20 protein-coding genes are annotated in these 20,352 nt (G+C 44.1%); 11 read left to right on the forward strand and 9 right to left on the reverse strand.

The window, feature by feature from the left end; genetic code table 11:
• Positions 1–11 precede the first annotated feature (11 nt).
• Positions 12–1,637, reverse strand: coding sequence for an urea ABC transporter permease subunit UrtB (gene urtB, locus VTH8203_RS09515; RefSeq protein WP_096993460.1), 1,626 nt, complete (start codon positions 1,635–1,637; stop codon positions 12–14).
• A gap of 100 nt (positions 1,638–1,737) precedes the next feature.
• Positions 1,738–3,027: an urea ABC transporter substrate-binding protein gene (urtA, locus tag VTH8203_RS09520; protein ID WP_088878837.1), complete on the reverse strand. Its 1,290-nt coding sequence runs from the start codon at positions 3,025–3,027 to the stop codon at positions 1,738–1,740.
• 384 nt (positions 3,028–3,411) lie between these two features.
• Between urtA and VTH8203_RS09525 the strand changes: the two genes are divergently transcribed.
• Positions 3,412–4,788, forward strand: coding sequence for an MATE family efflux transporter (locus VTH8203_RS09525; RefSeq protein WP_096993461.1), 1,377 nt, complete (start codon positions 3,412–3,414; stop codon positions 4,786–4,788).
• 17 nt (positions 4,789–4,805) lie between these two features.
• Here VTH8203_RS09525 and VTH8203_RS09530 read toward each other — a convergent pair whose 3' ends face one another.
• Positions 4,806–5,651, reverse strand: a complete 846-nt coding sequence (locus VTH8203_RS09530) for a GNAT family N-acetyltransferase (protein WP_244181181.1) — start codon at positions 5,649–5,651, stop codon at positions 4,806–4,808.
• Between the two features lie 131 nt (positions 5,652–5,782).
• On the opposite strand from VTH8203_RS09530, the gene VTH8203_RS09535 reads away from it, so the two are divergent.
• Together VTH8203_RS09535 and VTH8203_RS09540 are read left to right on the forward strand one after the other, a co-directional pair.
• Positions 5,783–6,448: a CatB-related O-acetyltransferase gene (locus VTH8203_RS09535; protein ID WP_096993463.1), complete on the forward strand. Its 666-nt coding sequence runs from the start codon at positions 5,783–5,785 to the stop codon at positions 6,446–6,448.
• A 126-nt stretch (positions 6,449–6,574) separates the two neighbouring features.
• Complete coding sequence (locus VTH8203_RS09540; RefSeq protein ID WP_096993464.1) at positions 6,575–7,000, forward strand: DUF6515 family protein; 426 nt, start codon at positions 6,575–6,577, stop codon at positions 6,998–7,000.
• Between the two features lie 86 nt (positions 7,001–7,086).
• Here VTH8203_RS09540 and VTH8203_RS24490 read toward each other — a convergent pair whose 3' ends face one another.
• Entirely contained in the window at positions 7,087–7,251 is a 165-nt protein-coding gene (locus VTH8203_RS24490; RefSeq protein ID WP_156020246.1) for a hypothetical protein, read from the reverse strand.
• Between the two features lie 329 nt (positions 7,252–7,580).
• Entirely contained in the window at positions 7,581–8,354 is a 774-nt protein-coding gene (locus VTH8203_RS09545; RefSeq protein WP_096993465.1) for a hypothetical protein, read from the reverse strand.
• 302 nt (positions 8,355–8,656) lie between these two features.
• Between VTH8203_RS09545 and lpxL the strand changes: the two genes are divergently transcribed.
• On the forward strand, positions 8,657–9,586 hold the full coding sequence (gene lpxL / locus VTH8203_RS09550) for an LpxL/LpxP family Kdo(2)-lipid IV(A) lauroyl/palmitoleoyl acyltransferase (RefSeq protein ID WP_096993466.1): 930 nt from the start codon (positions 8,657–8,659) through the stop codon (positions 9,584–9,586).
• Positions 9,587–9,640: 54 nt separating this feature from the next.
• The gene (locus tag VTH8203_RS24865) at positions 9,641–9,928 is read left to right on the forward strand and encodes a hypothetical protein (protein WP_208617731.1); all 288 of its coding nucleotides are present in this window, start codon (positions 9,641–9,643) and stop codon (positions 9,926–9,928) included.
• Between the two features lie 215 nt (positions 9,929–10,143).
• Here the strand turns inward: VTH8203_RS24865 and VTH8203_RS09560 are convergent, their stop codons facing one another.
• Entirely contained in the window at positions 10,144–11,274 is a 1,131-nt protein-coding gene (locus tag VTH8203_RS09560; protein ID WP_096993467.1) for a 1-acyl-sn-glycerol-3-phosphate acyltransferase, read from the reverse strand.
• A gap of 199 nt (positions 11,275–11,473) precedes the next feature.
• Between VTH8203_RS09560 and VTH8203_RS09565 the strand changes: the two genes are divergently transcribed.
• From VTH8203_RS09565 to VTH8203_RS09575, 3 genes are all read left to right on the forward strand, one after another.
• Positions 11,474–12,082: an AraC family transcriptional regulator gene (locus VTH8203_RS09565; protein WP_096993468.1), complete on the forward strand. Its 609-nt coding sequence runs from the start codon at positions 11,474–11,476 to the stop codon at positions 12,080–12,082.
• A gap of 309 nt (positions 12,083–12,391) precedes the next feature.
• Positions 12,392–13,873 carry a cryptochrome/deoxyribodipyrimidine photo-lyase family protein gene (locus VTH8203_RS09570; protein WP_096993469.1) on the forward strand — a complete coding sequence of 494 codons (1,482 nt, stop codon included), beginning with the start codon at positions 12,392–12,394 and terminating at the stop codon, positions 13,871–13,873.
• A gap of 140 nt (positions 13,874–14,013) precedes the next feature.
• Complete coding sequence (locus VTH8203_RS09575) at positions 14,014–14,670, forward strand: flavin reductase family protein (protein ID WP_096993470.1); 657 nt, start codon at positions 14,014–14,016, stop codon at positions 14,668–14,670.
• Between the two features lie 80 nt (positions 14,671–14,750).
• Here the strand turns inward: VTH8203_RS09575 and VTH8203_RS09580 are convergent, their stop codons facing one another.
• Positions 14,751–15,245: a hypothetical protein gene (locus VTH8203_RS09580; protein WP_096993471.1), complete on the reverse strand. Its 495-nt coding sequence runs from the start codon at positions 15,243–15,245 to the stop codon at positions 14,751–14,753.
• A gap of 30 nt (positions 15,246–15,275) precedes the next feature.
• Positions 15,276–15,788, reverse strand: coding sequence for a nicotinate-nicotinamide nucleotide adenylyltransferase (locus VTH8203_RS09585; RefSeq protein WP_096993472.1), 513 nt, complete (start codon positions 15,786–15,788; stop codon positions 15,276–15,278).
• A gap of 118 nt (positions 15,789–15,906) precedes the next feature.
• Between VTH8203_RS09585 and nadE the strand changes: the two genes are divergently transcribed.
• Positions 15,907–16,737 carry an NAD(+) synthase gene (gene nadE / locus VTH8203_RS09590; RefSeq protein ID WP_096993473.1) on the forward strand — a complete coding sequence of 277 codons (831 nt, stop codon included), beginning with the start codon at positions 15,907–15,909 and terminating at the stop codon, positions 16,735–16,737.
• A gap of 218 nt (positions 16,738–16,955) precedes the next feature.
• Complete coding sequence (locus VTH8203_RS09595; protein ID WP_006070919.1) at positions 16,956–17,201, forward strand: HP1242/YdcH family protein; 246 nt, start codon at positions 16,956–16,958, stop codon at positions 17,199–17,201.
• Between the two features lie 62 nt (positions 17,202–17,263).
• Here the strand turns inward: VTH8203_RS09595 and VTH8203_RS09600 are convergent, their stop codons facing one another.
• Positions 17,264–19,084 carry a hybrid-cluster NAD(P)-dependent oxidoreductase gene (locus VTH8203_RS09600; RefSeq protein ID WP_096993474.1) on the reverse strand — a complete coding sequence of 607 codons (1,821 nt, stop codon included), beginning with the start codon at positions 19,082–19,084 and terminating at the stop codon, positions 17,264–17,266.
• Between the two features lie 196 nt (positions 19,085–19,280).
• Here VTH8203_RS09600 and pyrC point away from each other — a divergent pair, with 196 nt between their 5' ends.
• Positions 19,281–20,306: a dihydroorotase gene (gene pyrC, locus VTH8203_RS09605; RefSeq protein ID WP_096993475.1), complete on the forward strand. Its 1,026-nt coding sequence runs from the start codon at positions 19,281–19,283 to the stop codon at positions 20,304–20,306.
• Positions 20,307–20,352 lie beyond the last annotated feature (46 nt).

A 20,352-nucleotide genomic window follows, 5' to 3' on the forward strand; every position in this document is an offset into this window, starting at 1 on the left:
GTCAGTTATCCTTAACCTTCAGCCGCTCGCCCGCGCTGTGGAAATAAACCACGTGGACGTTTTTGAATGAACAAAATGATGAATACCAATACCAAGATTTTGGCCAATACCGCCCCAGCCCAAGGTTCAAGGATCTTATTGAATAGGCCAAGGCTTAATCCCGCAACGAGCGTTCCCCACAAGTTACCAACGCCACCGAACACCACCACCATAAACGAGTCTATGATGTAGGCTTGTCCCATATTCGGGCCCACATTGGTGAGCTGGGATAACGCCACTCCTGCCACTCCTGCTACTCCAGACCCTAGCCCGAACGTCAAGGCATCCACTCTCTCGGAGCGAATGCCCATTGCTCTCGCCATAGCTCTATTTTGTGATACGGCCCGAACCTGCAAACCCAGTGGGGTTTTCTTAAGCACCATCACCAAGCCGATAAACACCATGATGCAGAACAAAATGATGTAAAGACGGTTATAGGTAAGTGACAACATTGGGTTGACTTGCAGCGCACCTGACATCCAATCAGGTGTGCTCACTGAGCGATTAAGTGGAGAGAAAATGGAGCGCACAGCTTGCTGCAGGATCAAACTGATCCCGAAAGTCGCTAGCAAGGTTTCTAGTGGTCGACCGTAAAGATGACGAATGACGCTTCGCTCAATGGCAATACCTACTAGTCCAGAGACAATAAACGCCATAGGGATAGAAAGAATCAGCGCTAGACCAATTTGGTTTGGCATTAACTGCTGCATGACATAGGTGGTGTAAGCACCGATCATAATCAGCTCACCATGGGCCATATTAATCACACCCATCACACCAAAGGTGATAGCTAACCCGATCCCTGCGAGTACCAAAACCGAGCCTAAGCTGAGCCCGAAAAATACCGTCTCAACCCCTGAGTAGAATTTTTGACTCTGTTGATAGCGGTCTAATGCGCGCTCTGCTGCACTGCGCACGAGTTCGTCAGTCTCCGTTTTCAGCACTTGATTAAGCGTTGATAACACTACCGATTGTTTGTAGTCAGATAGAACATCAATGGCGGCAATCCGCTGCTCAGTGGTGTTGCCTGTTAGAGCTTCGACAATGGACAGTGCGAGACGCAACAGGCTTGCAATCTCTTGTTCCGTTTCAATACTGGCTCTTTGTTTAAGACGGGAGATAACTGCATCGTCGGTTTGCCCCACTAATGCTGTTACTGCATTTAAACGAATCGTCGCATCGGCATGATCCAACCCGAGCGAGGCAATTTCTAAACGAATTAAGCTTCGTAGCTTGTTGTTCACCCGAACTTTTTTGAACTGGCGAGAAGACTCGACAGCGAGAGTAGTATCGCTCCATGCACTGACGATTTGAGCCGCATCGCGGATATCGCTTGATAGAAATAATTGTTGGTATTGGTCACTCGATTTGTCATTGAAATAATACAGATTGCCATGTAGCCAAGCGGTTAACACATATTTAGCGACATCGCTGGGTTCGTGGTCCACGAGCCAAGACATCGCCGCTTGTTTTTGAGGGGTGCTTTTTCCTATGAGCACTTTTGAGAAAGACTCTCGGTCACTTACGTTTGCCAACGCGACATTCGTACTCAAAATTAAGAACACGACCACTTTCAATAATTGAGTTATGTTTTTCATGAAATGCGTCCTTTGTGTTGCCCTCTCTTGAAATACATTGAGGACAGGATCTAAAAGGTGCTTTCACGAGAAACCGTGAAAGCACCATACCGTCTAGCAACTAGTTTGCGCTTCCTGAGCACTTACCAGTTTCGACGTTGAACGCACCACAAGAAAATGGTTTAGACCAACTAGAATAGAGCTTTGCAGATTCTGGCAAGAAGTTTGACCATGCATCACCAGCCACTAAGCCCGTAGTTTCCCAAACGATATCAAACTGCCCGTCGTCTTGAATCTCACCGATCAGAACGGGTTTGGTAATGTGGTGATTAGGTAGCATAGTCGAGTAGCCCCCAGACAGATTCGGCACCGAAACACCAATTAGCGCATCTTGAACTTGTTCTGCATCCGTCGTACCCGCATTGGTGACCGCTTGAGTCCACATATTGAAACCAATGTAGTGTGCTTCCATTGGGTCATTCGTCACTCGTTTGTCACTCGCGATAAACTTCTGCCAAGTTTCTACAAATTCTTCATTTGCCTGTGTGTCGACACTCATAAAGTAGTTCCAGGCTGCCAGATGCCCGACTAACGCCGACGTATCCATGCCAGATAGCTCTTCTTCACCTACTGAGAATGCGACTACGGGAATATCCTCCGAAGAGACACCTTGCGCGCCTAACTCTTTATAAAAGGGGACATTCGCATCGCCATTAATCGTAGAAACCACCGCCGTTTTTTTACCCTCAGAGCCAAACTTCTTAATGTCTGAAACAATCGACTGCCAATCAGAATGACCAAATGGCGTGTAACTGATCATGATGTCTTTCTCACTGACACCTTTGTCTTTTAAGTAAGCTTCTAAGATCTTATTCGTCGTGCGTGGATAAACATAGTCCGTCCCTGCCAGCACCCAACGCTCGACGTCCAGTTCGGTCATCAGGTAGTCAACGGCAGGAACGGCTTGCTGGTTTGGCGCGGCACCAGTGTAGAACACATTCTTCGAAGACTCTTCGCCTTCGTACTGCACTGGATAAAATAAGATGCTGTTTAACTCTTCAAAAACGGGCAACATCGACTTACGAGAGACCGATGTCCACCCACCGAACACCACATCCACTTTTTCTTTTTCCACTAATTCGCGAGCTTTCTCCGCAAACAATGGCCAGTTGGAAGCAGGATCGACAACCACAGCTTCTAGCTGCTTTCCGAGTAAACCGCCCTTTTTATTTTGCTCTTCCACCAGCATTAAGATGGTATCTTTTAGCGTGGTTTCACTGATGGCCATGGTGCCAGACAAGGAGTGCAATACTCCGACTTTAATCGTTTCTTCCTCAGCCACTGCTATACCCGATACAAGCGCCATTGAAGCACTCACTGCAGCAAGTTTAAGTTTGAACGTCATGTTCATGTTGGATATCTCCTTATTATGAATAGTTATGTCTAACTTTCATATTTCAAGAAGAATGCCAGATATGATAAGAATAATTACACAACATCAACCAACTGAATATTAAGGCTTTTATCTCAACCAACTCCAGATTGAAGCTTAATACTCATTCTGGCGCGCTGCATATTGGTGCAATCATAGGTAGAATTTCACCAAGTTAGCGATATCTCTCGCAATATTTATCACCTGTCTTTGTTCTTTAGCCTCAAGCTAGAAAAAGCCTCCTTGGTTAACGCTTCCATATAAGAAAAATTGCGACTAACTCGACATCTCATCCAAGGTAACTGATTGCATACCATGTTGATTCTTATTAAATTTAATAAAACAGACAGCAGGGAGAAAGCGATGCAACAACAAACCTTTAGCGAATTTATCAAACGTATTTTGATGCTCGGCGTGCCTATCGCTTTGCAAAGCTTACTGATGAGCAGCTTGGGGTTTGTTGATAGTTTAATGATCAGTCAATTAGGTACGCAGGAAGTCGCTGCTGCGGGTATTGGTGCGAGGATATTTTGGGTTTCTATCGTTTTCATCTGGGGATTAAGCTCCGGAATGGGGATTTTACTTGCGCAATATTGGGGCGCACAAGATGAGCATGGCTTAAAGAACAACCTTGCATTAGGCACCATTGTGACGCAAATATTTGCCTTTCTTTGCTTTGCTATCTGCTTTTTTACGCCGCAATTACTGCCTCAACTATTTAATCCAAGTCGCGAAGTACTTGCACTCTCTAGCCAATATGTACAACTGCTGGGCATCGCAACCCTGCTCTCAGGATTAACCATTGCTGCAGATACGGCACTGCGCTCCATTGGTCAAACGCAAATCAATCTTTATCTGTCCATCATGGAGATTGGCCTCAACGTTACGTTGAACTACGTACTCATCTTCGGCCACTTTGGTGCCCCAAAACTTGGTTTATTTGGCGCAGGCATTGGCAGTGTGATCGCGCGTAGTATTCGTCTTGTTGCCGTCATCACGATTATCTATTCTCGATACCCTGTGCTTGCCATTCGCCTTGAGCATATATCCAATGCCTTTAAACCAGTGCTGGTTGGTAAGTTTTTCACGATTACTTACCCTATTGTTGTCGGAACCTTTATCTGGTGCGCAGGGATCTTTACCTTCCACTTGATTCTTGGCCGCATGGGCGAAACTGAACTGGCGACTATGGCTGTGATTACGCCGTTAGAGTCTATTGGGCTTTCTGTGGCTCATGGTTTATCTAGCGCTGTGGGTATAATGATTGGCAACAGTTTGGGTGCGAATCAGTTTGGACTCAGCACCATTTACGCACGCTGGGCATTCAAATCCGCCATTCTTCTTGGCGCTGTGCTCGGCGCACTGTTACTGATAATGCAAACAGCCATATTGCAGCTCTATGGCGCGCTATCGCCAGATCTTATTGACTTGATGACACTAAGCTTCCCAATTGTCGCGTTGAGTATCTTGATGCGCAGCATCAACATCACCTTGATTGTGGGGATTTTGCGTAGCGGCGGAGACAACAAATTTTGCATGAATATGGACTTTGTTTGCCAGTGGGTGTGGGCAGTTCCACTCACCGCCTTAGGGGCGATGTTCTTTGACTGGTCGTTTCCAGTGGTATTATTAATGATGACATCAGAAGAGATCGTCAAAGCTTTCCCGGCTACTTGGCGTGTATTCAGCCATCGATGGGTCAACAATCTAACTGATAACGAAGTACGACCCACCGCTTAACATGAGCTTTCAGGCCACTAACCAATTTCAAAAGAAGTCACACCAAAGGTTTTACTAAGTGCAATATCAGGACTGCCCTTGGTATACATGCGCGCTGTCTCAAAACAGGCGGTCATTTGATGATTTGATGCCAACTCTAGTGCTGCTTTATTGGTTTCAGGGACATCTAGAAAAACCGGCTGATCTGGCTTAACACTCGAAGTAAGTCCAGTATAGAGCATGTTTGCAATACTCATTGAGTCAGCAAATAACGGTCCTATTTTATACCCGTCTTTGCACGGCCGAATAACCCCAATACCTTTAATATCAGAAGGTGTACCAGCATACAAAGCCACACTGTTTGGTTGAAACAGCCATGATTGATAGAACGCTTCTCGATGCGACGGGAAAAAGGGAAGCAAGTACTGCTGAGCTAAATCCAAACTTACACTATGCAAGGGCTTGATCGTCTCTTGGTCATATAAAGATGATGCGGTCAGGCTTTGATAGCGAATATTACGGTGTGACAAGGCAAATCCAGATCGCTTGTAGTTGCCCTGTTGGTCTACGACGCCATCCAAGGCCACATTGCAACCCTCTAAATAGGCCATACCTTTTCGCCAAATTTGTATTCCATACCCTTTCCCCCGATACTCTGGTTTGACGATATAAAACCCCAAGAACCCAAAGCTGTGGTCATATTTGATCACAGAAATACATGCTATCGGCTCACCGTCTAAACTCCCTATCAAAAAGCCGGACGGATCAGCAAAGAAGTACTGATGCGCATCATTGAGCCCTGAGTTCCAACCCTCTTTCGCCGCCCAATCCACCGCTAACTGCACCTCTTCCAAATTCATTTGTCTAATATGAAATCTTTTCATATTTTCCCCTTTCATTACGTCTACTGTTATAAGTAACTTAGTGGGCAATACAAACTTCGACAACAAGCTCATTGGAAGCAACTAAAGGTCGTGCTAGATTTTGTGAGTCATTACCAAAAAGAACGAAAGACATGCATACATTTCCTAACTGGCTTCAGGGCGAAGTCATCAAATACAAGGTTACTAACCCTAATATTCAGGTTGGCGACTACTCCTATTACTCTGGCTTTTACCATGGCAAGAGCTTCGAAGATATTGCTGTGCGCTATCTACTGGGCGACAAACCCACGAGAGAATTTTGGGAAAGCGGTGCTTATACCGATATCGATAAACTGATCATCGGTAAATTTTGCTCTTTTGCGTCAGGGGCAACGTTTATGCTCGCGGGCAACCAAGGGCATCGACTTGATTGGATTTCTACCTTCCCATTCTCACAAGAAACCTTCGGTGCAGATGTCAAAGATGGCTTTCAGAAAGCGGGCGACACCGTCATTGGCAACGATGTGTGGATTGGCAGTGAAGCGATGATTATGCCTGGTGTCAAAATCGGCGATGGCGCTGTCATTGGCGCTCGTTCGGTTATCACCAAAGACGTAGAGCCCTATGCCATTGTGGTTGGACATAATACGGTGATCAAAAAACGTTTCAGCGAAGATCAGATCAATAAATTGCTTGAGATGCAGTGGTGGAACTGGCCTCTAGATACACTAAAGCAAGTTATGTCCGTAATGTGTAGCCCTGATATTGATGCGTTGTATCAATACTACCAATCACATCCAGACTTAACGCATTCATGATAACTATTTAAGTAAGTTAACTTATTGTCGCTTCATGTAAAACCTACCAGCTGCTGACAGGCCGTTAACTCGACAGTCGCGAATACATAGACAATGACCTGAGAACACACATCTCTTAGGTCATTCATGAACAAAAAATTCTCCCAAAAAGCGCTATTACTCATCTTATTTTTGAGCGTTTTGTCCTCCCCTACCTTTGCTGAAACTTGGCATAAACACTTCGACAAACCGTGGAAAAAGCACAAACATCATAAGAAAGAAGTTCACATTGTACACCACTATGAGCCACATAGATTGCCGGACTCCGCCGTTATGCTAGCCATCGCAGGCGTTACCTATGCGTTGATTGAAGGTCACTACTACAAAAAAGACAAGCACAAATACATTATCGTAGAGAAGCCACCAAACAGGCGTTATCGACTAGGACAAATGGTGAAAAAGCTCCCTGAAGGGGCAACAGCAGTAAATAAAAGAGGACAACAGTACTTTGTTTCGAGAGGAAATTGGTTTCTTGCGGTGAGCAATAGTAAATACGTTGTGGTTGAGCCATAGCTCTTAAAGAAGGGGGAGACTTAGGCGATACTCACATGAACTGCTTTAGGGAGTATCGCTTACTTTTCAAATCCTTGAAAGGCTGGTTACATAACCCAAGTTAGGCTTAGTAACAAAACTACAGCTGAAGTCGCAAGATACATAGTTAGGATAGTTGCGATCTCACCTAGAGTAGAAGTTGAAGATTTTGATGCTTTTTCTACTTCTGTAGTTTTCTCAGTGTCCAATGTTGATAGAAGTGCTGCGTTCATTATCTCTACCTTATGTAATAACATTTCAAAAGACAGAGCGAATTTTACTCATTTCGTGACAAAGGTCAAATGTTTTAAGTAATTTAATTACAAGTAATTTTATGAACTCTTGATTAGTTTATCTAATCCACATCGGCAAACTTTGTGAATGTTATTAGACTTTAAAAGCGCCGCGTAAAACTCGAGATAAACTGACGCTTTGTACTTCCATTCTAACCGTAATCCAGTGTATGGGTATTTACTGTGCGCAACGAACCTCACGTAAAAACAAAGCAGCCTACTTTTAATGAGCGCTACGTCTCATCATAAAGCATCAATTCAATCAATATTTAACGATTATCAATAGCTTTAGTTCGGCTTTGTAAGCGTTTAGCAGATAAGACAAACCCTTTACGCGCATTTTCAACAATGGGAGAGCCATGTGCAGGTAACAAAGAGTCATAGTTTAGCATTGCCTTTTCCATTAGCTCACTTGAGTCTGGCTTCGCCATTTTCAGCCATCCTGGGCCAAAATTACATGCAGAAATAAAACCCATTCTTGGCATCATCCATTTCGCTAGCCAATTGAAATATTCATCAGGTCGAGACCAATTTTGCATGCTGTCGCCTGATATCAAAATACCGTTGTCACGCTGCATCAGAATTAAACCCTCTTTGGGCGAACTCGTCGCAAATTCATGATAAGACGCATTTCTGATTGGCAGAGCATCACCTGATTTGAGAATTCGGTCAGCGCGATAGTATTCTGAACTTTTTTCTAGTGAAAACCCTTTTAAATAAGGGGCATCCACCGACCACAAGGTTGCACCAAACGTTTCTTTGTAAAAAGGGTCATCAAAACCATGAAACGCCGCAAGACGAATAATGTGTTTGACATCACCTAGTTCATCTAACTCAGCAATACCTTTTTCATCCAATCTCACCGAGTTAATTAAGATAAGCTCCCCACCTTGTTTAACTACAATCATATTTCGGCTAAAGACCTGACTAAACGGCCCCCATTTAGGATGTGGCACTTTCATAGACACTGACCCTGTAACCAAATAAATATTTGCTAATACTTGAGTCAACTCACCATGCGGTAGTGCTTGTGGGTAGTTCATTAGGCCACCTTAATATGCAAACTTGCTTTGATTATAGACAACCTCCGACAAATCACTACGTTACGTGACATCAAGTCAATCAATAGATCTTTATAATCCAATAACCGACCAGTATGAACATCTCAGATGACGACTAATCATTAACGTCTATTGAATGCTTGCTTACATAGTAAATCGCAATACTGACGGCTAGCACCCCTTCTTCGAGTGAGCTTCTAGACGGAACGGCTCGATTTTTATTCATTCTAAATTGCCCAAATTACCAATAGGGATTATTGGCAATTCAACGCGAAACTCTAACTATGAATATTGTAAAAAGACCACAGTTTTCGATGCGAATGCTTGCTCCTAAGTACTGGGGGATCTGGTGCGCTTTTGGCTTGCTCGCTGTTATCGTAAACGTGCTTCCCTACCCTTTATTGCGTGTCTTAGGGACGGGCACTGGATTATTGGCGAAGAAAATACTCAAGAAAAGATCCCACGTTGCTGCGCAAAACCTGGCACTTTGCTTTCCAAATTACACCCCTCAACAACGTGATCTAATACTGAGAAACACATTTAAACGTACTGGCATGGCACTGTTTGAAACCGGTATGGCTTGGTTTTGGCCTGATTGGCGCTTGCGCAGAATCTCTTCAGTCGTTGACCGAGAAACCCTTTTACAACAGGAAGATGCAGGGCGAGGTACCTTGGTCGTGTGCAGTCATCACCTAAATCTAGAAATGACCGCTTCAATATTCGGTCAGTTTGCTCAGGGTTTTGGCGTTTATCGACCTCATTCAAATCTGGTTTACGAATTTATTCAACACCGAGGCCGTACACGAAGTGGTCATCAAATGATTGACAGGACAGACGTAAGAACCATGCTTAGAGTTCTTAAAAAAGGATATCGACTGTGGTATTTACCAGACCACGATTATGGTCATCACAACTCTGTTTTTGCGCCGTTTTTTGCTGTTCAGCACGCTGCCGTAACCGCTGGCCCGAGCGTTCTAATTGATGCGACAAATTGCGCCGTCATCTCTGGCGTGACGGTATTGGAAGATAATCATTATACGTTGCATATTGGCAAGGATTTGAGCCCACAAATCCCAAGACGCGATCCTGAAACCACGGCCAAGGTTTTAAATAAAGAGTTAGAAGTCATGATCAAACGTGACATTCCTGCTTGGATGTGGCTTCACAAACGCTTTAAAACTCGCCCGGAAGGCGCAGCCAGTCTCTATACATAATAGGCCGTATTCACCCGATAAAAATAACCTGTACCGCTAAACGAGATGACTCCTATGTATCGAGCGCTAGTTCTACTATCAATGTTCACCTTAGCCTTACCTGTAAAGTCAATGGGGTTTGAAACACTAAATATCGACCAACCCGCTATCCATTACTCAGACTTGGCCTTTCCCAATGACAATAACATCCAACCCAACCGTAGTGACTTTTCCATCAATAACTTTATATTGATGAGCAGCGACGAGGGAGAAGGTTGGGCTGTTGTCACTGTCACCAATACATCTTCAGCTAAAAGGACTCTCGATCACAACCAACTCATCGCGATTTTAGCGAATGGGTAGCGTATTTTTTCGCAAGACTTCCATACAACCGTTAATGGACATAAAACGACGTCCATCACCATCAATTTTGGCTGGAATAGGTTCCCGATATTAACCATATACTCAAGATACTCAAGATACTCAAGAAATTAGGAATCAATGTCCCTTTTCATATCCAAAAAAACCAGTCACTTAAGACTAGTTTTTATGGTTTCGAACCTGCAAAGTTGCCGCTACTAAGCCGAAAGTTTCTCGCGTTCTTTGATGATATTTTTTACCGGATTTGCGTAACTATCAATTAAGAACTGGTGAGCTCCCTCTGGCAGCGAATCCAGTTTGTTTTGTAACATCGCTCGAGTCGTACCAGTAATAAACTCATCTTCCAAACCTGCCGCTAACTTATTGATTGGGAAGAGCGTATAGTTCTCATGTATCTGGCGATCGATCTCTTCAGCAAGGGCTTCTGGTGTTTCAAAATCTTGGTCGATCACGCTGCCGAACACGACATGTACACTATCCTTTCGACCAATAATCCCTTGGACAATGCTCTCGATATCTTCAAACTCACCTTTCTGATAATTGCCATGCGTCGCTTTTTCATAGAGCTCTTTAGCTTTCGCTATGTCGCACGGATCGTTTTCATAAGAAATTGAAACAGGGACAATCTTCAAAGAGCGGATGTACTCAGAAAAAGGGATTTTCTGTTTGCGTCCTTCAACATGGAACATCTTAAGAATCGCTGGATCGGTATAGTCATTACCATCTTTTGCGCGACCTTCTTTTTGGGCGATCCAAATGGAATTACCTGTGTCCAATGAATGTTTGATGTATGAAGACAGCGTTCCTAACGCTTTCATCATTTCACGTGGGCCTTTTACAGAGCGCTTAACAATAAAACTCTTATTTAGACGCATCAACTCTGTGGCACAGGGCTTTTTCAGTAGGTTATCACCAATGGCAATACGAACCGTTCTATGGTTCCCCTCGTGAAGACCATAATTGACCAAAGCAGGGTCCATGGCGATGTCACGGTGATTAGAAACAAATAGGTATGAGGTATTCTTATCGAGTTTATCGAGGCCTTTGTAAACCACGCCTTTGGTGGTGCTATTCAAAGTCTGCTCTAGGTACTTTTTCACCTCAAGCTGAATCGCTTCAACACTATCCAGTTTCGCCCACTTAAACTTCAAGTAGACTTTAACCATCGGGCTCATTAAAGCCTTGAACCAAGCAGCGTGACTTGAAAAGCGATGTTGCAAAATTGCATCTATAAATTCTGCGTCATTAATCAAACGATCAATCGCAGCAGGAATCTCTTCGTCATTGTACGGACGAATATCAATATACGGGTCGTTTTCTATAGTCATGTTTGTTACATCAAATTAAAAGCTGCACTATTCTACGCTTAGTGTCTAAAGACCGCAGCTAACTTAAGTCTATTTTTGTTAAGGTCAGACCACACTTTTGCATGATTGTTCAGCACAGCGCACATAAAAGTGCGATCTTTGGTTGGATTTGGGATTCACTCACGGTAACCTACGCGCAGATTAACTACTTAAGATCATCATGAATCACGCCATTGACTTTCAATCCATCAGCTACGATTTGCTGACCATTACACCTCGTAAACACACCCTACATAATCAGCTGTTCCGAGTTGAAAGTGGCAAGGTGTTGTTAAAGCTTGGTAAAAACGAATACGTCTATAGTACCGGTGACGCATTCTGGTTACCGTTGGATTGTCTGATGAGTTTAACCATCTTGCCAACGAGTCAGGTGAGTGCAGTGAAATTCTCTGTCCGGTTAACGGATGCTTTTCCCAAGCAAGCTGGTAAGGTCAACATAAGCCCGCTGACTTCCGCGCTCTTAGATAGGCTTCTTATTGAAAGTCGTGTTGATATCACCAAGGACTTGCTTCAAGTCATTCGTCGTGATGTGACGAAGCTTTCTCCAAAGCTCTCACAAACTCAAGAATGCTTAGCGGTAAGTCAATGGAAACCGTACAGTGAGACGATTTCTGGCGAACTCGCACTCGCGCTGCTCATAAGGGAAGCTCGAAAGCAAAGACTATCTGGGATCAAATTAGAGGCTATCTGCGACAATCTTTTTGCAGGAAATAAAGAGCAACTTCAATTACTGTCTCAAAGCTTATTGGGCAACACTGAGCTCAGTTAATTGACCGCAGAGTACACCCTCCTATTTCTAGCTTTTCCTACTACTTTACTCGGCGTCTCTGGTTGAACGACTATCATCAGAGACGACACCTCTCATAACAAACAACTATTCAATACTATTGACTATTAAAGAAGTTATATAACCGTCCTAGGTGATTAGCACTAAGCTAGATAAAGATCTTACTTCAAACATAGTAATAAAGCTGTTATTGGACGCCTCAATAGCGTTATTAGAATTAATCCATTGGTCTTCTGAGAAATATGTACTCGCTTTACGTAGATATGAGTCAGGACACCAAAGAGGTTAATAATGCAAACCATTGATATTGTATGGCTTAAGCGTGATTTGCGCTTAACCGATCACCAACCCTTACAACAAGCCTTATTGTCTAAGTTCCCGACCGTACTTCTGTACGTTTTTGAACCTATGTTGCTTGATAATCCTCATTACTCTGAACGACACTGGCGTTTCGTCTGGCAGTCCCTCACCGATATGAACGCTACGCTTGCCCCTCTCTCTCACAATGTCACTATCATGCACGGTGACGCCTTAGAGTGCTTTCGCTCTATAAGCAACCATTTCCAGATTAATGCCGTGTTTTCTCATCAGGAGATTGGCCTGAACTGCACTTTTGAACGAGATAAAGACATAGCCACTTGGTTTCAAAAACACAATATACCGTGGCACGAATACGACTTTGGTGCGGTAATACGAGGAGCGGCCAACAGAACTCACTGGGATAAACATTGGAACAAAGTGATGAGAGAGCCTATTTTAGATATCCAACTCCATAACAAGGCACTTACCACTCTCGACACGGTTAATCTTAATCATGCTTTTTCTCCACCACTAAACTGGCAATCGAAACTTAAAGGTATGCAGACTGGCGGTAGTTCGCTAGCTTGGAAGACGCTACATGATTTCTTCCAACAACGTGGTCGTGAATACTATCGCTCCTTATCTAGCCCTACAGCGTCTCGGGTGGCGTGCACACGCCTCTCTCCCTATCTTGCGTGGGGCAACATCTCACTTCGACAAGTTTACCAAAGCCTATTACAGCATTGGCACGTTACTGGTTTTCGTCGCAGTCTAGTCGCTCTGTCTTCTCGTTTACATTGGCACTGTCATTTTATGCAGAAATTTGAGTCGGAGTGTCAGATGGAGTTTCGTTGCCTAAACAAAGCCTATGAGCCATTGCTGGAACACAACAGCAGTAGAGATCTACTGCTGTTAGAGGCCTGGAAACAAGGTAAAACAGGCATACCGTTAGTCGATGCTAGTATGCGCTGCTTGCACCGGACAGGGTATCTCAACTTTCGAATGCGCGCCATGCTAGTCAGCTTTCTAACCCATCACCTAAATATAGATTGGCGTGCAGGTGTCACACACTTAGCACAGCTTTTTCTGGACTTCGAGCCCGGTATTCACTACCCACAGTTTCAAATGCAGGCCGGCATCACAGGGATAAATACGATCCGTATCTACAACCCCACGAAACAAGCTCAAGAGCACGACTCTGAGGGTAAGTTTATTCTCAAGTGGCTGCCTGAGTTGTCTAAAGTGCCTGTGCCGCTTTTGTTTGAGCCTTGGAAGATGACAGCGATGGAAGCCATTATGTACGATCTCGACTCTTCCACACCCTACCTCAACCCCATCATCGATATAGAATCCAATGCAAAGACAGCAAGGGAGAGACTCTGGACATGGCGAAAAAGACTTGATGTCAAAGAAGAAGGACAACGTATCCTGTCACGTCACGTCCGGTTATCAAGTCACAAGAAACGCGGTTGATCGACCAACCGACTTGACGCGTAAGATAGCTGTTTTATCACCTTTGAAAGAGACATTTATTAATACAGTTATCGTTGAAATTCTGCCTCTTTTAGCACGTAAAAATATCGAAGGGAATGGCAGAAAGCCTCCAATGCATTATGAAAAATATCACCTTTTCAAAGAAAGATATCGATAACATGGAATCTAGGTATCGAACTCGTCTTATCAACTCGTTAGCTGGATACAAAAGCGCAAATTTGATCGGCACTTGCGACCAACAAGGCAATGAAAATCTCGCTATCGTAAGCTCTGTCATTCACCTTGGCTCCCAACCACCACTCTTTGGCTTTGTTGTTCGTCCAAGAAATAGTCGCAGGCATACCTTGGAAAACATACTCGAGACTAAACATTTCACGATCAATGCCGTTGCTGCCAGCTTCTTCCAGCAAGCACACCAAACATCCGCAAGATATCCAAAGCACATATCCGAGTTTGTTGCTGTCGGCCTTACTCCCTATTACGAGCCTTCTTTTCCTGCTCCATTTGTACTTGATAGCAATTTGAAAATGGGTTTGGTTCTGAAAGAACATATCCATATTAAAAGTAACAATACAGAAATGCTCATAGGCGAAGTGGTTTCTATACATATGTCAGAACAAGCCATTATGCCTGACGGTTACCTTGATTTAGAAAGCATCGACTTAGTAACCATTTCTGGGTTAGACAGTTACCATGTCACACAACGACTTGATCGCTTGAGTTATGCCAAGCCTGAAGAAAGTTTGGTTTCATTAAACCGAAGGGGAGAACCCTAGTTAGGATTACAGAGTAACTCATATTCTACGAGGTAAGCGTGGGAGCTGATAAATAGAGCACATTACTTATCTAAATCTAGCTAAAACGGCACTTCCACCTGCATCATCATATCGCCTTGGTAGTCTTGATGCCAACGGTAGTCCAAGCGTAAACGTGGTTCTTTACCTTTTTCACCAAAGCCAACGCCGAAATGAAGCCCTTGTGCCATCAGCCATTCTTGCATCGACATTTCGTCTTTATGACGAGCGATTTCCTCAGGTACCCATAAACCAATACCAACAAAACTATTTTCTATGTTACCTGTTAGCACAGGTTCGGATTCTTGCGTAAGAAGCCATTGCTCCCAATAAGAATCTTGCAGAGAATTGAGTGGCTTTTCTTCTTCGATTAAACCACCAAGCGTAATAACTTGGTTGCCAATATAGTTGAAAGGTTTAGAAATAAGCGAACAGAAGGTCTCTTCCTCCGTCGCTTTTAACACAACAGATTTGTTCGTTTTGCTCTCACAAAATGCGAATGCGAGAGGACTATTCATCACTACTACTAAAGCGATACCACTCCATCTTGCTTTCATTTTTATTTTTCGTCCTTGTTATAGTCTTTATCAATATAGCTTATGTGCGACCAAATGTTGAGCAACGCTAAGCGTCGTTAAGTGATCTACATTCAAACCTTGTGACAAACTATATCGTATTGTTGTTGAGCGAATCTTTACTTTCTCAGGACACGCAAGAATAGACCACCTTTCCACAATGTCTTGTGCTCTATAGAACTTATTAAAGCTGAAGAAATTGTCAGGTCCAACGACAAAGGTCAACTCTGCATCTGGGTATCGTTTTTCTAGTGCTTCTAAAACAGCAAACGTTGTTACTGACTGTCCTGGCTCGTAGAGAGATTCTTCAATGTTGGAACGCTCCACATTCTCTTGGCCAATATCGGAAATGAACATGTCTACAAGCTGACAACGTATGCTGTAATCAAGCATACTTTTTCCCCATGCATGAGAGATACTAGGAATTAATAGTACTTTGTCAAAATGATTGAGAGATTGAATAACACTCTTATGGCCAAAACTTGGTGGGTTAAAAGCGCTACCAAATATCGCTATTTTTGTCATATGTATCTCAATAAATCGTCTCTCTGCATAGATTGACCCTAACTGTAACTTTTTTTCAGCGATTTTCGTAGGTATCATACGAGAAAATATTTTTTGCTTGCAGGAAAAGGGATCCCACATGGAACAACTAATTCGAGACGAAATGCGCGTGCTTCCGTCTATTGATTCACGCTTTGAGATTGAACGTCGCGTTGCTTTTATCAAGTCAAAACTTCAGCAATCTGGCTGTAAATCTATCGTCCTGGGTATCAGTGGTGGTGTTGACTCAACAACTTGTGGTCGTCTTGCTCAACTTGCAGTGAATGAACTGAATGCCGAAAGCAGCTCTAATGACTATCAATTTATCGCGGTTCGCCTACCTTATGGTGAACAAAAAGATGAAGATGAAGCACAGCTCGCTTTGTCTTTTATTGAGCCTACACACTCTGTGTCTGTAAACATTAAAGCGGGCGTTGACGGTTTGCACGCCGCTTCACATATAGCTCTAGAAGGCACAGGTCTACTACCAGAAGACAGCGCAAAGGTCGACTTTGTAAAAGGTAACGTAAAAGCTCGTGCTCGCATGGTTGCTCAGTATGAAATCGCGGGATACGTGGGAGGGTTAGTGCTAGGTACGGACCACTCGGCAGAAAACATTACTGGTTTCTACACCAAATTTGGTGACGGTGCTTGTGACCTTGCCCCGTTATTTGGCCTGAGCAAACGCCAAGTTCGTGAAGTAGCAGATACCCTTGGCGCGCCAGAGCAACTCGTTAAGAAAACACCGACTGCAGATCTGGAAGAACTCGCACCACAAAAAGCGGACGAAGATGCGCTCAACCTGACTTATGATCAGATTGACGATTTCCTCGAAGGTAAGCCTGTATCTCAAGAAGTCAGTGATCGCCTCGTTGCCATTTATAAAGCAACACAACATAAACGCGAGCCAATCCCAACGATCTACGACTAAGTTGATTTCCTTCATAGAGCCAGCAATTATTTGCTGGCTTTTTTTAACCCTGTGATTTACCTCTCTGAAATCAGAACTTGCCATCGCTCAACTTTTAATCAGCTTAAAGATGTGCCATTGTTATAACAGCACTAGTGATCACAAGTGCCGTTGGCGCCCAGAGTCACTTGTGCGAATGCCCAAGCGAAAACTATTGTTCACCAATAAAAGGGGTTGCTATGTTAGGCGAAGATCACTCTCTTCTGAAGGAATTTCCAGAGCATCAAGACGTTATTCATGCCTTAGCGGCAAGCGATGAAGGCTTTGCTGCCGACACGAAAAACTACAACGCACTGGATAAAGAAATTCGTGTGTTAGAACTGAACGGTTCACCTATCGAAGATACCGAAATGCATCAACTGAAACACAATAGAGCAGTACTAAAAGATTCGTTGCATCAACGTATAGTGAGTGCTTCAAAGTAGGCAATACATAGAAAGTCGGTGCCAGTTGGACACTGGCACCAAACAATCTCTCGTTTCAGCAGTTAACTGACAATATCCACATCAGTTTGTGGAACCGCACAGCAAGCTAAAATCTTACCTTCGGCAATTTCACTCTCTTGAATAGCGAGCACGTCAGGTTGATGAACTTTTCCTGATTCCAGCGTAACCTTACACGCACCACAAAATCCAGCGCGACAACTGTTAGCAACTGAAAGACCCGCTTTTTCTGCTTGCTCTAGAATCGTTCTTTGATTGTCACCCTCAAATATCGTTCCATCTAGGCTGATTTGGACGGTTTTTAACGTCAGCTCTGTTGCAGTCGCGACGCCAAAAGCCTCCTGATGATAACGATCTTCTGGCAGCCCTCTCTTTAGCATCAGATTTTTTGCTTTTTGCATAAAGCCGTCAGGCCCACAAACGAAGACTTGTCTCTCAGTAAGGTCGGCAATTTGTTTTAGATGGGACAAACTAAAGCGTCCTTTTAACCCCTGCCAATCCTCCGAAGGTTGCGTCAGTGCCAATATCACCGTGAGATTTTGGTGCTGTTTCTCCAGGCTTTTCAGCTCTGTTGCAAATGGGATGTCGGCGTACGTTGAACACTGATGATAGAACACCACATCTCGCATATCGTTTTGGTCGCAAAGGTCACGCAGCATTGACATCATCGGTGTGACACCACTGCCAGCAGACAGTAATAACAGTGGCTCGTGTTCCGAGTTACCAATGTGGAACGAACCATTAGGTTTATCCGCAATTAACGTGTCACCCACTTGGAAATGATCAAACAGCCAATTTGATACTTCTCCCCCATCCACTCGCTTCACCGATATCGCCAAGCGCCCAGGACGACTTGGACTTGATGACAAGGTGTACAATCGATTCACCGTGTTACCATCGATATTCAGTTCCACAGGCAGGTGCTGGCCGGCTTTGTACGTTGGCATCGCGCCTTTTTGAGGTTCCAGCCAAAATGTCTCAAAGTTTTTTGCAACGTGCTCTCGCTCGACACAAACAAACTCTTGCTTATTCGCATCTAAGTCCTCGTAGTACTCTTTCTCTTTATATTCCAGTACTTCGATCGCATCTCCAGTGCGAATCATACCCTCATTCTTTGCCACTAGGTTTTGCCCAAAGAATACGCCACCGCGTTCGTTGGCACGGAAGCGAGAGAAGGTCGTTAGCGGTTCTTTGCTCGGTCTGAACTCTGCTTTCTCGATATCAACCGTAGTTAAGATGCAACGTTCACAAGGCTTTACTGCTTCAAACTCGACTTCACCGATCTTAATTCGTTTCCACGAATCCTCAATAAATGGCTCGTCCGAATCGACCACTAAATTGGTTCTGAACTGATCCATGCTATGCACTTCACTGCTGCGTCTATTCAACTCAGCTAATGAACCCGAGCTAATGATGAGCAGAGGATACCCATCAGCAAAACTCACATTATGCCCCAGTTTTTGTCTCACGCGGTTTGATTGCTCACCGGTAAAAAGTAGCTCAACCCTTTGATCTAATACTTCACTGAACCAATCATCCGCTTCATCTGTCGTGGTATAAGCCGAAAAACTATCAGCCCAGACCGTTGCGGCTGTGTCCTGCATTTTAAAGGCACTGTATTGCAGCTTTAAAGGCGCGAGCCCCGGATAGGCGAAGATAATTCCTGTCGGCAACAAGCTAGAAGAGACTTTAACCATGTTTGGGTACTTGCGTGCGGTCACCATCGAGCCATCGGCTAACGCCACCATGAAACGGCGATCAAAACAAAGCCCTTGTTTTTCAACCCACGAAGAGGGAAGTGAAATACCGCCAACCGACTTGACTGGATAAATATTGATTTGGGAAAGCAGAGTAGATTTTGCCACGACCGAGCCCTTTTCTAGTGATGTCCATTGCTGAATCTAATGGTAACGTCTTTTTGCACATTGTCCCAGAAACATAGTGAAATCTCAGTCGTTTTCCTCTATCATCCTGTCGCCTAAGCGTAAGCGATTGCATTCACATTTTTCGCGACTGTTTAGGCTCCGTTTCAAGAAGAATCTAACTTGGTGGGAGCCCCAAATGACTACATTGACTATCACTCGTCCTGACGACTGGCACGTTCACCTTCGCGATGGCGAAGTACTTAAAGATACCGTTCGTGACATCAGTCGCTACAACGGCCGCGCATTGATCATGCCTAACACTATCCCACCTGTCACTGACACTGAAATGGCACTTGCGTATAAAGCGCGCATCATGGCCGAAAAACCATCTGAGCAGTTTGAGCCTCTAATGGCGCTGTACCTAACCGACAACACCTCTCAAGAAGAAATTCGTAAAGCCAAATCGGCTGGTGTGGTAGCGGCAAAACTGTACCCAGCAGGTGCAACAACGAACTCAGATTCTGGCGTGACTTCAGCAAAGAACATCTACTCTGTATTAGAGACAATGGAAAAAGTTGGAATGCTACTTTTGGTTCACGGTGAAGTGACTACTCACGACGTTGACATCTTCGACCGTGAAAAAGAGTTCCTCGATACGGTACTGGCTCCAATCGTTAACGACTTCCCTAACCTTAAGGTTGTTCTTGAACATATTACGACAGCCGATGCAGCTCAGTTTGTTAAAAATGCCAACGACAACGTAGCAGCAACAATTACCGCACACCATTTGATGTATAACCGCAACCATATGCTTGTTGGCGGTATCAAGCCACACTTCTACTGCCTACCAATTCTAAAACGCAGTACGCATCAACAAGCATTAGTAGAAGCGGCAACTAGCGGAAGTAAGAAGTTCTTCTTAGGTACTGACTCTGCACCACACGCTAAAGGCAAAAAAGAAGCCGCTTGTGGCTGTGCTGGCTCATACACTGCTCACGCAGCAATAGAGTTATACGCAGAAGTATTCGAGCAAGAAGGCAAGCTAGAGAATTTAGAGGCATTCGCAAGCCACAATGGCCCAGACTTCTATGGACTACCACGTAACACAGATACTATCACGCTAGAGAAATCTGAATGGAACGTGCCAGAAACCATGCCATTCGGTAATGACATTGTTGTACCTATCCGTGGCGGTGAAACGGTCAACTGGCAAGTGAAGTAATTTTTACTGATGTACTTATCGTCAAGGCTCCCATTCTCAATGGGAG

Origin of the sequence: Vibrio thalassae (genome assembly GCF_900089835.1) — a bacterium.
GTDB classification, from domain to species: Bacteria; Pseudomonadota; Gammaproteobacteria; order Enterobacterales; family Vibrionaceae; genus Vibrio; species Vibrio thalassae.

Bases quoted from the DNA above. Each gene is read 5' to 3' on its own strand.
- urtB (WP_096993460.1), bottom strand. From the start codon at position 1,637: ATGAAAAACATAACTCAATTATTGAAAGTGGTCGTGTTCTTAATTTTG.
- urtA (WP_088878837.1), bottom strand. From the start codon at position 3,027: ATGAACATGACGTTCAAACTTAAACTTGCTGCAGTGAGTGCTTCAATG.
- VTH8203_RS09525 (WP_096993461.1), top strand. From the start codon at position 3,412: ATGCAACAACAAACCTTTAGCGAATTTATCAAACGTATTTTGATGCTC.
- VTH8203_RS09530 (WP_244181181.1), bottom strand. From the start codon at position 5,651: ATGAAAAGATTTCATATTAGACAAATGAATTTGGAAGAGGTGCAGTTA.
- VTH8203_RS09535 (WP_096993463.1), top strand. From the start codon at position 5,783: ATGCATACATTTCCTAACTGGCTTCAGGGCGAAGTCATCAAATACAAG.
- VTH8203_RS09540 (WP_096993464.1), top strand. From the start codon at position 6,575: ATGAACAAAAAATTCTCCCAAAAAGCGCTATTACTCATCTTATTTTTG.
- VTH8203_RS24490 (WP_156020246.1), bottom strand. From the start codon at position 7,251: ATGAACGCAGCACTTCTATCAACATTGGACACTGAGAAAACTACAGAA.
- VTH8203_RS09545 (WP_096993465.1), bottom strand. From the start codon at position 8,354: ATGAACTACCCACAAGCACTACCGCATGGTGAGTTGACTCAAGTATTA.
- lpxL (WP_096993466.1), top strand. From the start codon at position 8,657: ATGAATATTGTAAAAAGACCACAGTTTTCGATGCGAATGCTTGCTCCT.
- VTH8203_RS24865 (WP_208617731.1), top strand. From the start codon at position 9,641: ATGTATCGAGCGCTAGTTCTACTATCAATGTTCACCTTAGCCTTACCT.
- VTH8203_RS09560 (WP_096993467.1), bottom strand. From the start codon at position 11,274: ATGACTATAGAAAACGACCCGTATATTGATATTCGTCCGTACAATGAC.
- VTH8203_RS09565 (WP_096993468.1), top strand. From the start codon at position 11,474: ATGAATCACGCCATTGACTTTCAATCCATCAGCTACGATTTGCTGACC.
- VTH8203_RS09570 (WP_096993469.1), top strand. From the start codon at position 12,392: ATGCAAACCATTGATATTGTATGGCTTAAGCGTGATTTGCGCTTAACC.
- VTH8203_RS09575 (WP_096993470.1), top strand. From the start codon at position 14,014: ATGAAAAATATCACCTTTTCAAAGAAAGATATCGATAACATGGAATCT.
- VTH8203_RS09580 (WP_096993471.1), bottom strand. From the start codon at position 15,245: ATGAAAGCAAGATGGAGTGGTATCGCTTTAGTAGTAGTGATGAATAGT.
- VTH8203_RS09585 (WP_096993472.1), bottom strand. From the start codon at position 15,788: ATGACAAAAATAGCGATATTTGGTAGCGCTTTTAACCCACCAAGTTTT.
- nadE (WP_096993473.1), top strand. From the start codon at position 15,907: ATGGAACAACTAATTCGAGACGAAATGCGCGTGCTTCCGTCTATTGAT.
- VTH8203_RS09595 (WP_006070919.1), top strand. From the start codon at position 16,956: ATGTTAGGCGAAGATCACTCTCTTCTGAAGGAATTTCCAGAGCATCAA.
- pyrC (WP_096993475.1), top strand. From the start codon at position 19,281: ATGACTACATTGACTATCACTCGTCCTGACGACTGGCACGTTCACCTT.